The organism is Pseudomonas botevensis, assembly GCF_019145475.1.
GTDB classification, from domain to species: Bacteria; Pseudomonadota; Gammaproteobacteria; order Pseudomonadales; family Pseudomonadaceae; genus Aquipseudomonas; species Aquipseudomonas botevensis.
In genome coordinates this window covers 203,742-219,855 of sequence record NZ_JAHTKI010000007.1, presented here as the reverse complement: position 1 = coordinate 219,855, position 16,114 = coordinate 203,742, and the positions used below count along the sequence as shown (strand labels likewise).

Sequence of the window (16,114 nt, the reverse complement as noted above, 5' to 3'; positions counted from 1 at the left end):
GCCTTGAATAAATTGCTTTCCCGACTGACAACTCTCGCCGTGGTGGTGCTGGCGATCGTGCTGGGCTGGTTTGCCTGGGAGCATTACACCCGCGCGCCATGGACGCGCGATGCGCGGGTGAGGGCGGATGTGGTGACGCTGTCGGCGGATGTCTCGGGGCGCATTGTCACGCTCGCGGTGCAGGACAACCAGCATGTCACCAAGGGCCAGTTGCTGCTGGAGATCGACCCCGCGCGCTACAGCCTCGCGGTGGAGCATGCGCGGCGTTCGGTGGAGGTGGCGAAGGCCACGCTAGGTCAGTCAAAGGCCACCATCGTTGCCAGCGAAGCGTTACTTAAACAGCGTGAAAGTGAAGAGCGTCGGCGACGCACCTTGAAACAGGGCTTTGCGATTTCCGGGGAGGAATGGGAGAAGTCCAGTACCGATGTCGCCGTGGCACAAGCTGATCTGCTGCGTAATCAGGCCAATCTCGGCCTCGCCGAGGCCAACGTGCAACTGGCGATTGCCGCACTGACCCAGGCGGAACTGGATTTGCAGCGTACCCGGGTGGAGTCGCCGGTTACCGGGTATGTGACCAATCTGCTGACCCGGCAGGGCGATTATGCAGTGGCTGGCAATGCCATGCTGGCTCTGGTCGACAGCGATTCGTTCTATGTCAGTGGGTATTTCGAGGAAACCAAGTTGCCACGGATCGGGGAGGGCGACCGGGTGCGGATCGAGTTGATGAGCGGCGAGACCTTTGGCGGCACGGTGCAGAGCATCGCTTTCGCCATTGCTGACCGGGAAAACTCACAGGGCAGCCGTCTGCTGGCCAACATCAACCCCAGTTACACCTGGGTCAAACTGGCACAACGGGTGCCGGTGCGGATTGGTATCGATGCCGATTATGCCGGCAAAGGCCGATTGCGCGCGGGGACGACTGCGACGGTGACTGTTCAGGAGCATCGCTGACGTTCCGGGCGGGTGTTGCTTTTGTGGGCGTGGGCTTGCCCACGAAGGCGGCCGAGTGGGATGGCCGAGACAGTGGCGTAGAAGGGAGTTCAAGGCTTTCGGCCAGGCAAAAAAAAGCCCCGCGACCGAATGATACGCGGGGCAAAGGAATTTGGTTGGTTGCGGCCAACCAAAGGAGCTCTTTAAAAACCTGTTACTTGCTGGCGACCGTTTCTGGCTGCCAGCCGCCACCCAGGGCCTTGTAGATCGCGACGATGCCGCGATACAGATCAACTTCGGCCTGGGCCTGGCTGTCTTCGGCCGCCAGACGCTCACGCTGGGCGTCGAGCAGGACGAGGAAGTCTGCGGTGCCCTCGCGATAGCGAATCTCGGCGAGGTCGGCGGCCTTGCGGCTCGATTCGCTCTGACGGATCAGCGAGATCAGGCGTTGCTGACGCTTGCCGTAGTCGCTGAAGGCGTTTTCCGATTCTTCCAGGGCCAGCAGTACTTGTTGCTCGTAGGTCGCCAGGGCGCCTTCGGCATCTGCATCGGCACCGCGCAGACGGGCGCGCACGCTGCCCAGGTCAAACGCTGCCCAGGTGATGCTCGGACCCAGTGCCCAGGCGTTGGCCGCCGAGGAACCGATCTGCGAACCACGCCCGGCAGTCCAGCCGAGGAAACCGCTGAGACTGACCCGAGGGAACAGGTCTGCCTTCGCCACACCGATACGCGCGGTAGCCGAGGCCAGCTTGCGTTCGGCGCTGAGAATGTCCGGACGACGTTGCAGCAAATCCCCCGGGTTGCCGATCGGCAGGGCCTTGGCAATCGCCGGCAGGTCTTTGGGACTCAGGTCGACGGTCAGCTTGTCCGGACGCTCGCCCAACAGGGTGGCGATACGGTTCTTCTGTCGAACCTGCTCGGCCTGCAGCTGCGGAACGCTGGCTTCGACCGAAGCCAGGCGCGCATCGGCGCGTTCCACATCGAGCTGGTCGCCAACACCGGCGTCCCGCAGGCTGACGGTGATGGTGCGCGACTCACGCTGGTTTTCCAGGTTGGCCAGGGCAATCTTTTCTCGCAACTGGGCGCCGCGCAGTTGACCGTAGGCGTCCACCAGCTCGGCAATCATGGTGACTTGCAGCTGGTACAGATCGGCTTCGGCTGCCTGCTGGTCAGCTTCGCTGGCTTCCAGATTGCGCTGGATGCGTCCGAACAGATCCACTTCCCAGGCCATGTCTAGCCCCAGGTCGTAACGCTCGCTGTTGACCCGCTGGGTGGTCTGGCCTGGAATCTGCCCTTTGCCCAGGTCACTGCTGGCCCGGCTGGTGATGGTCGGCATGGCGTCGTTGCTGGCGTCGTCGCGGATCGCCCGGGCGGCTTTCCAGCGAGCGAACGCCACGCGCAGATCACGGTTGCCTTGCAGCGATTGAGTCACCAACTGGTTGAGGGTCGGGTCGTCGAACTGCTGCCACCAGATGCCTTCGAACCTGGAGCGGTCAAAGTTCTTCTGACCGGCAGCGCCGTCGGTGGCGGTGGTGATGTTGGCCGCCTCCGTCTCCGGGGTCTTGTAGTCGGGGCCGACGGCACAGGCACTCAGGGCCAGTACCAGCAGGCTCGGCAGGAAGACTTTCAGACTCATTGTTGCGCCTCCAGTTGCGTGCCCGGTTTCGGCGTCTTGGCCGCTTTGCGGGCTTCACCGCGTTCGACAAAGTTACGAATCAGTACGTAGAACACTGGCGTCAGCAGCAGACCGAAGAAGGTCACCCCGAGCATCCCGGAGAACACCGCCACACCCATGGCGTGACGCATCTCGGCACCGGCACCGCTGGAGAACACCAGTGGCACTACACCCATGATGAATGCGACGGAGGTCATCAGAATCGGCCGCAGACGCAGACGGCAGGCTTCCAGTACCGCAGCCAGCGGGCTGAGGCCTTCCTGCTGTTTATCCTTGGCGAACTCGACGATCAGGATCGCGTTCTTACAGGCCAGGCCCACCAGTACGATCAGGCCGATCTGGGTGAAGATGTTGTTGTCGCCACCGGAAGCAATCACCCCGGTAATGGCTGACAGCAGGGTCATCGGTACGATCAGGATCACCGCCAGTGGCAGGCTCCAGCTTTCGTATTGAGCGGCGAGCACCAGGAACGCCAGCAGTACGCAGAGCGGGAACACGAACAGCGCGGTGTTGCCGGACAGAATCTGCTGGTAGGTCAGGTCGGTCCACTCGTAGGTCATGCCGTTCGGAAGTTCTTCCTTGAGCAGTTTCTCGATGGCGGCCTCGGCCTGGCCGGAGCTGTAGCCGGGGGCTGCCGCACCGTTGATTTCAGCGGTGATGAAGCCGTTGTAGTGCATCACGCGATCCGGACCCGAGGTGTCGCTGACCTTGATGAAGGTCGCCAGCGGGATCATTTCGCCCTTGTTGTTGCGTACTTTCAGCTGACCGATCTGATCGGACTCGAGGCGGAACTGCTGCTCAGCCTGGACGTTGACCTGATAGGTGCGGCCGAAGCGGTTGAAGTCGTTGGCATACAGCGAACCCAGATAGATCTGCAGGGTGTCGAAGATGTCGCTGACGGCCACGCCGTGAGTCTTGGCTTTTTCCCGGTCGATGGCGGCATCGACCTGCGGCACGTTCACGGTGTAGCTGGTGAACAGGTTGGCCAGTTCCGGAACGTTATGGCTCTTGGCAATGATGTTCATGGTTTGCTTGTACAGCTCTTCGTAGCCCAGGTTGCCCCGGTCTTCGATTTGCAGACGGAAACCACCAATGGTGCCCAGACCCTGTACCGGCGGTGGCGGGAAGATCGCCATGTAGGCTTCCTGGATCCCGGCATATTTGCCGTTCAGGGCACCGGCGATCGCACCGGCGGACATGCTTGGGTCCTTGCGCTCGTCGAACGGTTTCAGGGTCACGAACACGATGCCCGCGTTCGGGCTGTTGGTGAAACCGTTGATCGACAGGCCAGGGAACGCTACGGCACTTTCCACGCCAGGCTGTTTCAGTGCCAGGTCGGACATGCGCTTGATCACGTCTTCGGTGCGGTCCAGGCTCGCGGCATCCGGCAGTTGCGCGAAGGCCACCAGGTATTGCTTGTCCTGGCCGGGTACGAAACCGGTCGGCGTGCTGGAGAAACCGAAAAAGGTCAGCACCATCAGGCCTGCGTACAACAGCAGGGCGATGCCGCTGCTACGGATGACCCGGCGTACGGTGCCGACGTAGCCATGGCTGGCTTTTTCGAAGAAACGGTTGAACGGACGGAACAGCCAGCCACCCAACAGTTTGTCCAGTACACGGGAGAAGCGGTCTTTCGGTACGTCGTGACCCTTGAGCAATACGGCCGCCAGCGCTGGCGACAGGGTCAGCGAGTTGAATGCCGAGATCACGGTCGAGATCGCGATGGTCAAGGCAAACTGCTTGTAGAACTGACCGGTGAGGCCGGAGATGAACGCCGCCGGTACGAATACCGCACACAGCACAAGCGCCGTGGCAATGATCGGGCCGGTTACTTCACCCATGGCACGCTTGGTCGCATCGAACGGATTGAGCCCAAGCTCGATGTTCCGCTCGACGTTTTCCACCACCACGATGGCGTCGTCCACCACGATACCGATCGCCAGTACCAGACCGAACAGCGACAGCGCGTTGAGCGAGAAACCGAACAGGTGCATCACCGCAAACGTACCGATCAACGATACCGGCACCGCCACCAACGGAATGATCGAGGCGCGCCAGGTCTGCAGGAACAGGATCACCACCAGTACCACGAGGATCAGCGCTTCGAAGAGGGTGTGAACCACCGCCTCGATGGAGCCGCGCACGAAGATCGTCGGGTCATAGACGATGCTGTAGTCCATGCCTTGCGGGAAGTTTTTCTTCAGCTCATCCATTTTCGCCCGAACCTCGTTGGAGATTTCGATGGCGTTGGAGCCTGGACGCTGGAAGATCGGGATGGCCACGGCCGGCTGGTTGTTCAGCAGCGAACGCAGGGCGTATTGGCTGGAACCCAGTTCGACGCGGGCGATGTCCTTGAGGCGAGTGATTTCACCATTGTCGCCTGCGCGAATGATGATGTTCTCGAACTCTTCCTCGGTTACCAGACGGCCCTGGGTATTGATCGACAGCTGGAAGCTCTGGGCATTCGGGGCCGGAGGCGCACCCAATTGACCGGCAGCGACCTGACGGTTCTGTTCGCGGATGGCGCTGACGACATCGGTAGCGGTCAGGTTGCGCGAAGCGGTCTTGTTCGGATCGAGCCATACCCGCAGCGAGTAGTCGCCCATACCGAACAACTGCACGTCACCGACACCGCCCAGACGCGCGAGCTCATCCTTGATGTTGAGGATCGCGTAGTTGGACAGGTACAGCATGTCGTAGCGTTTGTCCGGCGAGGTCAAGTGCACAACCATGGTCAGGTCGGGCGAAGCCTTGTCGACGGTGATACCAATGCGCGTCACTTCCTCGGGAAGTTTCGGCTCGGTACGGGTCACCCGGTTCTGCACCTGCACCTGCGCGTTGTCCAGGTCAGTACCCAGGGCGAAGGTGATGGTCAGGGTGATCTTGCCGTCAGCGGTGGACTGCGAGGACATGTACAGCATGTTCTCGACGCCGGTGATGGCTTGCTCCAGCGGAGCCGCCACGGTTTCACCGATGACTTTTGGGTTGGCGCCAGGGAAGTTGGCACGTACCACCACGGTGGGCGGAACGACTTCCGGGTATTCGCTGATCGGCAACTGGAACAGCGAGATCGCGCCGGCGATCAGGATCAGCAGCGATAGCACCGCTGCGAAGATCGGCCGTGAAATGAAGAATTGGGAAAAATTCATCGGAGTCAGTGTCCCTTAACCGCGTGGGGTCGTAGCAGCCAGTTTCACCACCGAGCCGGCCACGCTCTTGGCGGGGGCGACTTTGGGCAGGTTGCTGGCTTCCAGCGCCTGGCGTTGTTGAGCGAGTGCCGCGAGGGTCTGTTCGCTGGCCATCGGCACCACTTCAGGGGTGACCGGCGAGCCAGGACGTACCCGTTGCAGGCCCTTGACGATGATCGTGTCGTCCTTGTTCAGGCCGGTGCGCACGATGCGCAGGCCTTCGATCTTCGGTCCCAGTTCAACGGCGCGGTAGGCGGTCTTGTTGTCGCCATCCATCACCAGTACGAACTTCTTGCCGAGGTCTGTGCCGACCGCTTCGTCGTTGATCAGCATGGCGTTGTAGGTGCCGCTGCCGACCAGTTTCAGGCGGGCGTACAGACCCGGGGTGTAGGAGCCGTCGCTGTTGTCGAACACTGCGCGACCACGGATCGTGCCGGTTTTCGGGTTGACCTGGTTGTCGACGAAGTTCATCTGGCCCAGGTGCGGGTTGCCGTCCTCATTGGACAGGCCCATGTACACCGGCGTGGTGGCGCCACGTTGGCCCTGACGGGCGAGCTGGGTGTATTTGAGGAACACACGTTCGTCGGCGTCGAAGTAGGCGTAGACCTTGTCGGTCGAAACGACGCTGGTCAGCGCGGTGGTATCGGCGGTCACCAGGTTGCCGGCGGTGATCTCGGCACGGCTGACACGGCCGCTGATCGGTGCGGTGACACGGGTGAAGCTCAGGTTCAGTTTGGCCAGGTCCAGTTGCGCTTGCAGTGCACCGACGGCGGCACGGGCTTCCTGTGCGGCGCTGGTACGCGAGTCGGCCAGTTCGGCGGAGATGGCGTTGCTGGTACGCAGACGTTCGCCGCGCACGGCTTCGTTTTCACTGCGGGTGGCGCTGGCACGGGCCTGGGCGACCAGTGCTTCGAGGCGGCGCACTTCAGCCTGGAACGGACGCGGGTCAATCTGGAACAGCAGGTCGCCTTTCTTGACCAGAGCACCTTCGGTGAAGGCCACCTCATCGATCTGGCCGGAAACCCGTGGACGGATTTCGACGGTTTCCGGCGCTTCGAGGCGGCCGGTGAATTCGTCCCACTCGTTGACGGGTTGTTCCAGCACCTTGGCCACGCTGACCTGCGCAGCAGGCATCGCGGCTGCAGTCTCCGGAGCCTTGCCGCAGGCGCTCATCACCATTACGGCCAGAAGGCCCAACGGGAAGCGCAAATGTTTGAATGACTGTTCCATGAATGCATCCGCCAATGTATTGAAGATGGGCGGATGATGCTCGGGAGGGTAAAGGCAAACGAATCGAATGATACGAAGGTAACTATCATTCGGAATGATATAAGGCTCGAGCGAGCCCTCTAGCATGCACCTTTCGTTAGGTGGCTATCAATCAGCCCGGAGGCAATGGTGTCTTGCGTAGAGCGCAACAGTGGGGCTGACGTTGAGCGGGCGGGATTATCTGGCGATTAAAAACGCCATGCAATGCTGGCAAATGTGGCCATGCGGGGGGCACACAAACAAAGAGACGGCCATGGCGGCCGTCTCGATCAGCAGTCTGCCGGGTGTATCAGTTGATGCCTTTACGGTTAGGCCCGAAACGGTTGTCGCCCGGCTGGCTGTCCTGCACCAGGAACACCAGGTTGACGATTGGCAGCAACAACCACCAGCCGCTGCGATCGGTGTCGTGCATCCGACGCGCACCGACGGCAATGCTCGGCAGGAACACCGCCAGGCTGTAGAGATTGGCAAGGATGCCTTGGGCGTTCAGCAGTGCATCGAGAACGCCGAAGACAATGGCGACACCCAGGTTGATCAGCACGAACATCCAGTATTCACGGCGAGTGGCGCGGCCTTTGAATACGGCGTAGTTCTTCAAGGCTTCCACATAGGCGTTGCCCGTCGCAATGGCAGGGCCGGATGCGAAGGATTGCTGGGTCGCTTGAGGCGCGCCGCACTGTGGGCAAGCCACCGCTGTGCTGTGAATCTCCTTGGCGCAACCGCGGCAGAAAACCATGTTCATATTTTTTCCCTAAAATTGTTTATTCGATGGAGACGGACATCAGGAACGCGACAATGCCTGACAAAACGATGCCGGCGATGGCGAGATTCTTGCCCGGGTGTTTTTGGTTGAGGCTGACAATGCCGCAGGCCAGACCTGCAAGCGCGAAAATACCGACACCGGCGATTGTTTCCCTGTCCCATTCGGAATCATCAAACAGCGTGAGTGCCGAGATGATGCCGATGCTCAACGAAACGATGGCCAGCCAGGGTGAGTCGACTTGCGAGGAGGGCGCTGAGGCCTGTTGGGGCGCCCCGCATTGGGGGCAAGTGAGCGCCGTTTCGTGAAGCTCCCTGGCGCAAGCACGACAATAGACCATTGCCATCGTTATCCTTAACTGAATGCAAGACGCGCCGACCCTGCTCCGGTCAGCGCGGGGGTAATTTAATCTGTATTACAAAAAATGTCATTAAGCACTTTGCCATCAGGCGTTCTTCGCTGTTGATAGCGAAAGATGACAGATGAGGGAGCGTAACACTGAGAAGAGAACGCTGGAGAAAGTGGCGATGGAGCAAGCTCCACCACCACAGATCTGACAGGGTGCTTACAGCTTCGGCAACTGCCCGATCCGGCCCATCATCTCGGTGACGACCTGCAAGTCCAGCATGAATTGTTCCACTGTCTTGAATTCGCCGTCGGTGTGGCCGGTGTATTTCACGTCAGGCATCGCCAGGCCGAATTGCACGCCGTTCGGTAGTTCATGCACCGAGGTGGCGCCGGCCGAGGTGCCGAATTCGTGTTTCATGCCCAGGTTCTCGGTGGCGACGGCCAGCAGCGCCTTGACCCACTCGCCCTCGGGATTGCGATACATCGGTTCGGCGATCGAGTAGTTGAACACCGCAGCGACGTGGTTTTTCTTGCTCCAGGCCGCGAGCTTTTCAGCGATTTCGGCCTTGAGCACTTCTGGCGACTTGCCTTTCGGTACGCGCAGGTTCACGGCGAGTTTGAAGGTTTTGTCGTCTTCGCCCACGTAAGTCGGGGAGGTGGTCAGAGGCCCCATGAAGGCGTCGGAAAAACCTACGCCGAGTGTGTTGCCGAGGTAATCCAGGCCCCAGTTGTCGGCGGTATAACGCGCGGCGTCGGTGATCTGGTTGTGCTTGAGCGCCACCTTTCCATCAATGCTATTGATGAAGACCAGCATCCGTGCGACCGGATTGACCCCGGATTCGGGTTCGGAGGAGTGCGCGGAAACCCCGGTCACCGTCAGTTTCACGTCTTTGCCGTCAACCTTGGCGCTGACCGAGAAATCGCCGCCGTTGTTGTTGGCAAACTCGGTGCCGGCCTTTTGCAGGCTGGCCGCCAGTTCGGCGGGTTTGTTGGTGATCAGGGTGGCGACCGATGCCGACGGGATCTGGTTGGCGGCGAGACCGCCGGTCAACGAGATGATTTGTGCGCCTTTGCCTTCAGCCTTGCGCTTGGGGAAGTTGGCCATGATCGTGCCGTAGCCTTTTTCGGCAATCACCACCGGGTATCCGCCGTCGAGCGCCAGGTTGTATTCCGGGGTCGGGTTGCGTTCGAAGTAATACGGGATGGCGTCGCCGGTGGTTTCTTCGGTGGTGTCCACCAGCAGTTTGAAATGACGCGCCAGCGGCAGTTTTTCTTCCTTGATCACTTTCATCGCGTACAGGGTGACCACGATGCCGTTCTTGTCATCTTCAGTGCCTCGGCCGTACATGCGGTCGCCGATCAGCGTGATCTTGAACGGATCGAGGCGAGTGCCGTCCTCGAGTACCCAGTTTTCCGGCGTCACCGGCACCACGTCGGCGTGGGCGTGGATCCCCACGACTTCCTTGCCGCTGCCGTCGAGGGAAATCTCGTAGACGCGGTTGTCGATGTTGCGGAAGTTCAGATTGAAGGATTGCGCCAGGCTCTTGATCTTTTCGGCGATCCTGATGAATTCCGGGTTGTCGTGCTGGGCAACGCCTTCCTTGCGATAGGTCGGGATTTCCACCAGTTCACGCAGGGTTTCTTTCGCCGCTGCGCCGTATTTCACCCGCGCATAAACGCCAAGCAGGCGATTGATCTCGTTCTGCTGCTCGGCGGTCAGGGTTTTGTTATCAAGGAACGCGCTGATGGCCGGGCCGATGTCGGCGGTTTTCGCCAGATCGCTCTTGGCCAGGCTTCCCAGAAATTGGCGGAAATCGGTAACCGGAGTGTCACTGAACGTCTTGATGATCGCCGCGTTCTGCTGCGCGGTGACATTGGCTTCAGCATTGATCGCGAAGGTCGAAAGGCCAGCCAGCATCAGGGTAGTGACGGCGAGCTGTTTGAGGGAAAAGTCCATGGGTAATGGCATTCCTTTGCAAGGCAGTTGATAAGAAGTGTTTCAGTACTGAGACACATGCACTTACAAACTAACACCGCAAGACCGCGAAGCGGGAGCCCTGAAACGGGATCTGTCGCACAGTCCGGCAAAAGTGACTGTTTTTCGACAGTGGCACTCGCCTCGCCGTGTTGAGCGTTTCTTGATTGATATCAACTGCATGATGGGGCCGGGCCGGTAGTCTGGGAGCAAACCGAGAGCGCCAAGCCCATGCTCTATCTGCTGTGTCTGACCTTGCATCTGTTTGCCGCGCTGATCTTCATCGGCACGGTGTTCTTCGAAGTCCTGTTTCTGGAGCACATCCGCAAGCAACTGCCCGCCAGGGTGATGCTGCTGGTGGAGCAGGGTGTCGGTCGTCGGGCCAGGACGCTGATGCCGTGGGTGTTGCTGGTGCTGTTCGGCGCGGGGGCGGGCATGGTCTGGCTGCGTTATGTGCCGGTGCTGGCCCAGCCGCTGGCCTCGTCGTTTGGGACGCTGTTGACGCTGAAAATCGCCTTGGCCGTGAGTGTGCTCGTGCATTTTCTGGCGGCCATGTTGCTGTTCAAAAGCGGACGCATGAGCGCTCGCTATCAAAACTTCATCCACGCCAGTGTGTTTTGTCACATGGTCGCCATTGTGTTGCTGGCCAAGGGAATGTTTTACCTGACGTGGTGACCGATGGTCCGGCCCGCGCAGACACTCGGTTTGCGCTTGATGCAAATCAAGGAGCGCCCCTCGCCAATTCCGGACACTGATCACCCGCAGCCAGTCTCGGAGAGCGCCATGCTCAATTTCTTTCACAGTCCCGGCGAGCCGATCGCGCGGTGCGATCAGGGCATCCTCGACCCCAACTGTCATGTCGACACGCGAAAATTTCACGCCGGGATCGGCTCCCTGGATTTGCTGCGTGGCCTGCGCGTCAGTCGACAGAAACGTCGGCCGCTGTCGCTGAGCGTGCGCCTGCCTTCGAACCTCACCCCGGCCTTCTGCAACGTCGAGCACTACCTTCAGCGACTGGAGCATGAAATCGATCTGGTCGGCTGTCATTTGCACCCGGAGCAGCGGGTCGAGCAGTTTCAGCTTGGCGGTGGGACACCTTCCATCGGCCACCTGCAGCGATTGATGGGCCATCTGCGCAGCCGGTTCCGTTTTCTGGAACATGACGGCGGCGACTTCGGCATCGAGGTCGATCTGCATCACACCGACTGGTCGACCATGGGTGCATTGCGCGAGCAGGGGTTCAACCACGTCAGCATCGGCGTTCCGGACATCGACAGCGACTGCGGGATGTCGGTGGCCTGCTACCAGAACCCGGCACCGATCAATTCGCTGATCGATGCCGCGCGTACGTTCGGCTATCGCTCGGTCAACGTCGATCTGGGTTTCGGCCACGGCTGGCAGACGCCGGAGAGCTTCGCGCTGAAGCTGCAGACCATCATCGAGCTGGAGCCGGACAGGCTGACGGTATTCGATTACGCACGGCCACCACGCCGTTACCGGTCGATGATTGGTGGCACGGGCAGGGCGTTGTGCAGTCAGGACGACAAAGCCGCGATGCGTCGGATCTGCTTCGAGGATTTGAATGCGGCGGGCTATCACTACATCGGCCTGGGCCAGTTCGTCCGGCCCGATGATGACCTGGCGATCGCCCAGGAGCGGGGCCGGTTACGTCGCACCTGCGAAGGCTTCACCCGTCACGGCTACTGCGATCACATCGGCCTGGGCGTCGGTGCGATCAGTCAGATCGACGACCTGTATACGCAAAACGCGGAAGTGATCGAGCACTATCAGCAGCAACTGGACTGCGATCAGTTGCCGACCTGCCGTGGCTGGCGTTTCGAGGAGGGCGAGCAGATCAGGCACATGGTAATGGAGCGCCTGGCGTGCGATCAGGAGCTGGATATCCGCGCCGTCGAGCGCCGCTATGGGCTGATGTTCCACCGCTATTTCTCATCGGTCTGGCCGGTGCTGGAGCAGTTGAACCGCGACGGATTGATCGAGCTGTCGGAGCGCTTTATCAGCATTCTTCCCGCCGGCCGGCAGGAAGTGGACGCCATTTGCAGTCTGTTTGAAAAGGAATCGGGCAGTGCGCGGCATTAACATTTTTGAGTGAATTGATCATGAAGCCTGCCTGCGATTTCGATCGAGCCCTGGTCGAAAAATACGACCGCCCGGGGCCGCGCTACACCTCTTACCCGACCGCCCCGCAGTTTCATCAGGCGTTTGCCGTCGATGACTATCAGCGTGCCGCCCGCGACAGCAACCAGGTCGCGGTGCCGAAACCGTTGTCGGTGTACATCCACATCCCGTTCTGCAAAAGCCTTTGTTACTACTGCGCCTGCAACAAAATCATCACCCAGAAGACCCATCGTGCCGTGGAATACCTGAGCTACCTCAAGCGTGAAATCGCCATGCAGGCGTCCTTGTTCGACAGCTCGCGCCGGCTCACGCAATTGCACCTTGGCGGCGGCACCCCGACGTATCTGACCGACGAACAACTGGCTGACCTGATGACTTGTCTGCACCAGTCGTTCGACATGGACGACAGCGATAACCACGAATTTTCCATCGAGGTCGATCCGCGCACCATCAGCGCCGGACAGATCCAGTCGTTGCGCCATCTGGGCTTCAACCGGCTGAGTTTCGGTGTGCAGGACTTTGATCCGCAGGTGCAGGCGGCAGTCAACCGTCAGCAGAGTGAAGAGCAGATCTACGCGCTGGTTGCGGCAGCCAGGGAGGCGCAGTTCAAGTCAATCAGTGTCGACCTGATTTACGGCCTGCCGCTGCAGACAGTGGACAGCTTCGACGTCACCCTCGGCAAGATCATTGCCCTGCGCCCGCACCGCATCGCGGCCTATAGCTATGCGCATTTGCCCGAGTTGGTGCGCGCGCAACGCCTGATTCGCCCCGAAGACATGCCACCGCCGGAGCGCAAACTGGAATTGCTCGAACTGACCATTCTCCGCCTGACCGAGGCCGGTTATGTGTACATCGGCATGGATCACTTTGCCTTGCCGGACGATGAGCTGGCGCTGGCCCGGGCCAACGGCACCTTGCAGCGCAACTTTCAGGGTTACTCGACCCATGCCGATTGCGATCTGATCGGTTTGGGCGTGTCGGCGATCGGCAAGGTCGGCGACAGCTACAGCCAGAGCGTCAAGGAACTTTCGCAGTATTACGCGCGCATCGATCAGGGCTTGTTGCCGGTGCATCGGGGTTACCGTTTGAGCGCGGATGACCGGTTGCGCCGCGAGGTCATCAGCGACCTGATGTGTCATGGGCGGATCGACTTCGGCAAGTTCGAGGCGCGTCATGGCATCTGTTTCAGCGAGTACTTTGCCGGGGCGCTGGCGGCATTGAATGAGCCTGTGGGTGACGGCCTGCTGGAAATTCACCGCGACCAATTGCGTCTGTTGCCCCAGGGGCATTTGCTGATGCGCAGCGTCGCGATGGCGTTCGATGCCTATCTGGGGGCCGAGCAAAACGGACGGTTTTCCCGCACGGTTTGAGTCGCCGATAACCTCGGCAAACGCCTGCCACCCGGCCACTTTCCCGACGCCCCGGCGGCTTGCCCACGAAGGGGCCGGCATGGCCAAGCCCCACAGGAGGCGGGGCTAGTGCGACGTCCCCTCGGCGAATTCGATCTTGTTGCCGACGTTGTATTTGCCCGACGGTTTGTTCATCGGGATGCGTTTGATCTCCTGGAGGGTGTTGCTGTCGTAGACGATCAGCGCGCCGTCGCTGGCCCAGATGCTCAACAGCAGGTGGCGTCCGTCTCGGGTGAATTCGACGTGGGCGGCGGTTTTGCCCGGCATCGGGCGCAGGGTGTGGGCGATTTCCAGGGTCTGTTTGTCGATCAGGTGGATCGCATCATTGTCGGGGCCGAAGAACACGTCGCTCCAGGCATAGCGTGAGTTGGCGTGGCTGCGCATGAAGAATCCCGGCCCCAGCGTCGGGATCTCCTTGATCAGTTTCCAGGTCTTGAAGTCGATCACCGAAATCAGCCCCTTGCTGATGTTCGGCGTGGCGAACACCCACTGGCCGTTGCGTTTCCAGTATGTCCCGGAACCCAGGTGCGGCATGCCTGGCAGTGGTATGTCGGTGACGACCTTGCCGCTGTCCAGATCGATCACCTGACCTCCCTTGGCTTTGCGCGAGGTGGCCAGGAGCTGCCGGTAATCCGGTGAAAACGAGAAGTCGTCGAGCCTGTCTCCGGCCTGGATTCGCCGGGGTTCGAAGTCCGGTATCCCGGCGCTCGACAACTCCCAGACTTCCTTCACGTCCTTGAGGGCGACGATGAAACTGTCCCGTGGCGGTGCGGTGTAGACCGCGCTGACCCGCGATGCGCTGCCGTCCAGACCAACAGCGGGAATGGTCTTGACCAGCGACAGATCCCGCGCATCCAGCACCACCAGACTGCCCGGCAGATAATTGCCCACCAGCACCCAGCGCCCATCCTTGCTCACCGCCAGATTGCGGGTGTTGAGACCGGCACGAACTTCGGCGATCAGTTTCAGGTTGTGCAGGTCGTAGAGGCTGATCCAGCCGTCGCGCGATGCTACATAGACAAAGCGCCCGTCAGGCGAAAACTTCGGCCCGCCATGCACCGCAAAGTGCGACTTGAACCGCGCCAGCACCTCAAAGCGATCACCGTCGAGAATGTCGATGTGGTGATCCCCGGCTTCCACCACCACGAACAGATTCAGCGGATCGGCGCCATGCTGGGGTGTGGCGGGCAGTTTGCCGATATCGGCGAGCAGCGCATGGCTGCCGCGAATCTCGTCATCACTCCAGGTCGGCGGGGTGGCGGGCGGTTGCTAGAGGTAGTCCGCTAACCCGTCGATTTGCGCCGGGCTCAATAGCGTGGCAAACCCGGCCATCTGGCTCGCGGGGCGACCGTCGCGGATCACATTGCGAATTTCATCCGGCTTGATCCGGCTCAGGCTCTCCGGCAGCAACGCCGGCCCGCTCGCACCGAAACGGTTGGCGCCGTGGCAGCTCTGGCAATGCTGCCGGTAGTTGTTCGCCGCCTCTTCAAGAGAGGTCGCCGCGCCGGCATGCGCGGCCACCCACAACAGCGGGACAAGCATCACCCGTTTCATACCGCCACCTTGCCGTGGCGTTGCAGCGCCTGCGTCGGGTAGAAGCGCGCCGGGAATTCCATCGGCTGCGCGGCGAACAGACCCACGACTTTGCCGATCACCGTCAGCGTCGGAATGCCCGGCGGGCATTCCAGCGCCAGGGTCGGCAACTGATGCAGGAAACCACGCACAACATGCTGATCGACCCGCGTACCGTTGCTGACCAGCGCTGCCGGCGTGTCGGCCGACAGTCCGGCCTCGATCAGGCGCTGGGCGATGATCCCCAGGTTCGACAAACCCATGTAGAACACCAGGGTCTGGCTGCTGTCGGCGAGATCGTGCCAGGGCAGTTTCAACTCGCCGTCATGTTGCAGATGGCCGGTGACGAATCGGCAGGAGTTGACCAGGTCGCGGTGGGTCAGCGGGATGCCGGCGTAGGCGCTGCACCCGGAGGCAGCGGTGATGCCCGGTACGACCTGGCAATCGATGTTGCGGCGCAGAAGATACTCCAGCTCCTCGGCGCCACGGCCGAAAATGAACGGGTCGCCACCCTTGAGCCGCACCACGCGCTGGCCCTGATCGGCGAGGTCGGCGAGCAGTTCGTTGATCTGCTCCTGCGGCAGGCTGTGGCAACCACTGGCCTTGCCGACATAGTGCCGGGCGCAGGTCAGCGGGATCAGTGTCAGCAGTTCAGGGCTGACAAGACGGTCGTAGACCACGGCATCGGCCTGCATCAACAGACTCCAGGCGCGCAGGGTCAACAGGCGCGGATCACCGGGGCCGGCGCCGACCAGGGCGACTTCGCCGGGACGGAACGGGGATTCGAGAGTGGACGGAAGAACAATCGATGGAGGCATGGGACGTCCTTGGGGCTTCATCAGGTTGACC

At 60.9% G+C, this 16,114-nt stretch carries 11 protein-coding genes and 1 pseudogene; 4 read left to right on the top strand and 8 right to left on the bottom strand.

Annotation, left to right across the window (positions count from 1 at the left end):
* The first annotated feature begins 3 nt into the window (after nt 1-3).
* Entirely contained in the window at nt 4-951 is a 948-nt protein-coding gene (locus KVQ74_RS12015) for an HlyD family efflux transporter periplasmic adaptor subunit (RefSeq protein ID WP_217831290.1), read from the top strand.
* Nucleotides 952-1,144: 193 nt separating this feature from the next.
* Here the strand turns inward: KVQ74_RS12015 and KVQ74_RS12010 are convergent, their stop codons facing one another.
* From KVQ74_RS12010 to KVQ74_RS11985, 6 genes are all read right to left on the bottom strand, one after another.
* The gene (locus KVQ74_RS12010) at nt 1,145-2,566 is read right to left on the bottom strand and encodes an efflux transporter outer membrane subunit (RefSeq protein ID WP_217831289.1); all 1,422 of its coding nucleotides are present in this window, start codon (nt 2,564-2,566) and stop codon (nt 1,145-1,147) included.
* A complete protein-coding gene (locus KVQ74_RS12005) occupies nt 2,563-5,754 on the bottom strand; it encodes an efflux RND transporter permease subunit (RefSeq protein ID WP_217831288.1) in 3,192 nt (1,063 codons plus the stop codon). Before KVQ74_RS12005 ends, KVQ74_RS12010 begins: the two co-directional genes overlap by 4 nt.
* A gap of 15 nt (nt 5,755-5,769) precedes the next feature.
* Complete coding sequence (gene mexE, locus KVQ74_RS12000; RefSeq protein ID WP_217831287.1) at nt 5,770-7,023, bottom strand: multidrug efflux RND transporter periplasmic adaptor subunit MexE; 1,254 nt, start codon at nt 7,021-7,023, stop codon at nt 5,770-5,772.
* 328 nt (nt 7,024-7,351) lie between these two features.
* Entirely contained in the window at nt 7,352-7,804 is a 453-nt protein-coding gene (locus KVQ74_RS11995) for a DUF805 domain-containing protein (RefSeq protein WP_217831286.1), read from the bottom strand.
* Between the two features lie 19 nt (nt 7,805-7,823).
* Entirely contained in the window at nt 7,824-8,168 is a 345-nt protein-coding gene (locus KVQ74_RS11990) for a DUF4190 domain-containing protein (protein WP_217831285.1), read from the bottom strand.
* 219 nt (nt 8,169-8,387) lie between these two features.
* Nucleotides 8,388-10,127 (bottom strand): dipeptidase, encoded by a 1,740-nt coding sequence (locus KVQ74_RS11985; protein ID WP_217831284.1) that lies wholly within the window; start codon nt 10,125-10,127, stop codon nt 8,388-8,390.
* 249 nt (nt 10,128-10,376) lie between these two features.
* Here KVQ74_RS11985 and KVQ74_RS11980 point away from each other — a divergent pair, with 249 nt between their 5' ends.
* The 3 genes from KVQ74_RS11980 to hemN all read left to right on the top strand — a co-directional run bounded on the left by KVQ74_RS11980 (nt 10,377) and on the right by hemN (nt 13,654).
* On the top strand, nt 10,377-10,820 hold the full coding sequence (locus tag KVQ74_RS11980; RefSeq protein WP_217831283.1) for a CopD family copper resistance protein: 444 nt from the start codon (nt 10,377-10,379) through the stop codon (nt 10,818-10,820).
* Between the two features lie 108 nt (nt 10,821-10,928).
* A complete protein-coding gene (locus KVQ74_RS11975) occupies nt 10,929-12,245 on the top strand; it encodes an oxygen-independent coproporphyrinogen III oxidase (protein ID WP_217831282.1) in 1,317 nt (438 codons plus the stop codon).
* Nucleotides 12,246-12,265: 20 nt separating this feature from the next.
* Nucleotides 12,266-13,654, top strand: a complete 1,389-nt coding sequence (hemN, locus tag KVQ74_RS11970; protein ID WP_217831281.1) for an oxygen-independent coproporphyrinogen III oxidase — start codon at nt 12,266-12,268, stop codon at nt 13,652-13,654.
* 105 nt (nt 13,655-13,759) lie between these two features.
* Here hemN and KVQ74_RS11965 read toward each other — a convergent pair.
* Together KVQ74_RS11965 and cobA are read right to left on the bottom strand one after the other, a co-directional pair.
* Nucleotides 13,760-15,247 (bottom strand): annotated as a pseudogene (locus tag KVQ74_RS11965) (cytochrome D1 domain-containing protein).
* Nucleotides 15,244-16,083: a uroporphyrinogen-III C-methyltransferase gene (gene cobA / locus KVQ74_RS11960; RefSeq protein WP_217831280.1), complete on the bottom strand. Its 840-nt coding sequence runs from the start codon at nt 16,081-16,083 to the stop codon at nt 15,244-15,246. The pseudogene KVQ74_RS11965 and the gene cobA overlap by 4 nt, the downstream one beginning before the upstream one ends.
* Between the last annotated feature and the right edge of the window lie 31 nt (nt 16,084-16,114).

What these genes read in the sequence shown, in the direction of transcription:
- KVQ74_RS11990 (WP_217831285.1), bottom strand. Translation starts at nt 8,168, where the DNA reads ATGGCAATGGTCTATTGTCGTGCTTGCGCCAGGGAGCTTCACGAAACG.
- KVQ74_RS11995 (WP_217831286.1), bottom strand. Translation starts at nt 7,804, where the DNA reads ATGAACATGGTTTTCTGCCGCGGTTGCGCCAAGGAGATTCACAGCACA.
- hemN (WP_217831281.1), top strand. Translation starts at nt 12,266, where the DNA reads ATGAAGCCTGCCTGCGATTTCGATCGAGCCCTGGTCGAAAAATACGAC.
- KVQ74_RS12010 (WP_217831289.1), bottom strand. Translation starts at nt 2,566, where the DNA reads ATGAGTCTGAAAGTCTTCCTGCCGAGCCTGCTGGTACTGGCCCTGAGT.
- cobA (WP_217831280.1), bottom strand. Translation starts at nt 16,083, where the DNA reads ATGCCTCCATCGATTGTTCTTCCGTCCACTCTCGAATCCCCGTTCCGT.
- mexE (WP_217831287.1), bottom strand. Translation starts at nt 7,023, where the DNA reads ATGGAACAGTCATTCAAACATTTGCGCTTCCCGTTGGGCCTTCTGGCC.
- KVQ74_RS11975 (WP_217831282.1), top strand. Translation starts at nt 10,929, where the DNA reads ATGCTCAATTTCTTTCACAGTCCCGGCGAGCCGATCGCGCGGTGCGAT.
- KVQ74_RS11985 (WP_217831284.1), bottom strand. Translation starts at nt 10,127, where the DNA reads ATGGACTTTTCCCTCAAACAGCTCGCCGTCACTACCCTGATGCTGGCT.
- KVQ74_RS11980 (WP_217831283.1), top strand. Translation starts at nt 10,377, where the DNA reads ATGCTCTATCTGCTGTGTCTGACCTTGCATCTGTTTGCCGCGCTGATC.
- KVQ74_RS12005 (WP_217831288.1), bottom strand. Translation starts at nt 5,754, where the DNA reads ATGAATTTTTCCCAATTCTTCATTTCACGGCCGATCTTCGCAGCGGTG.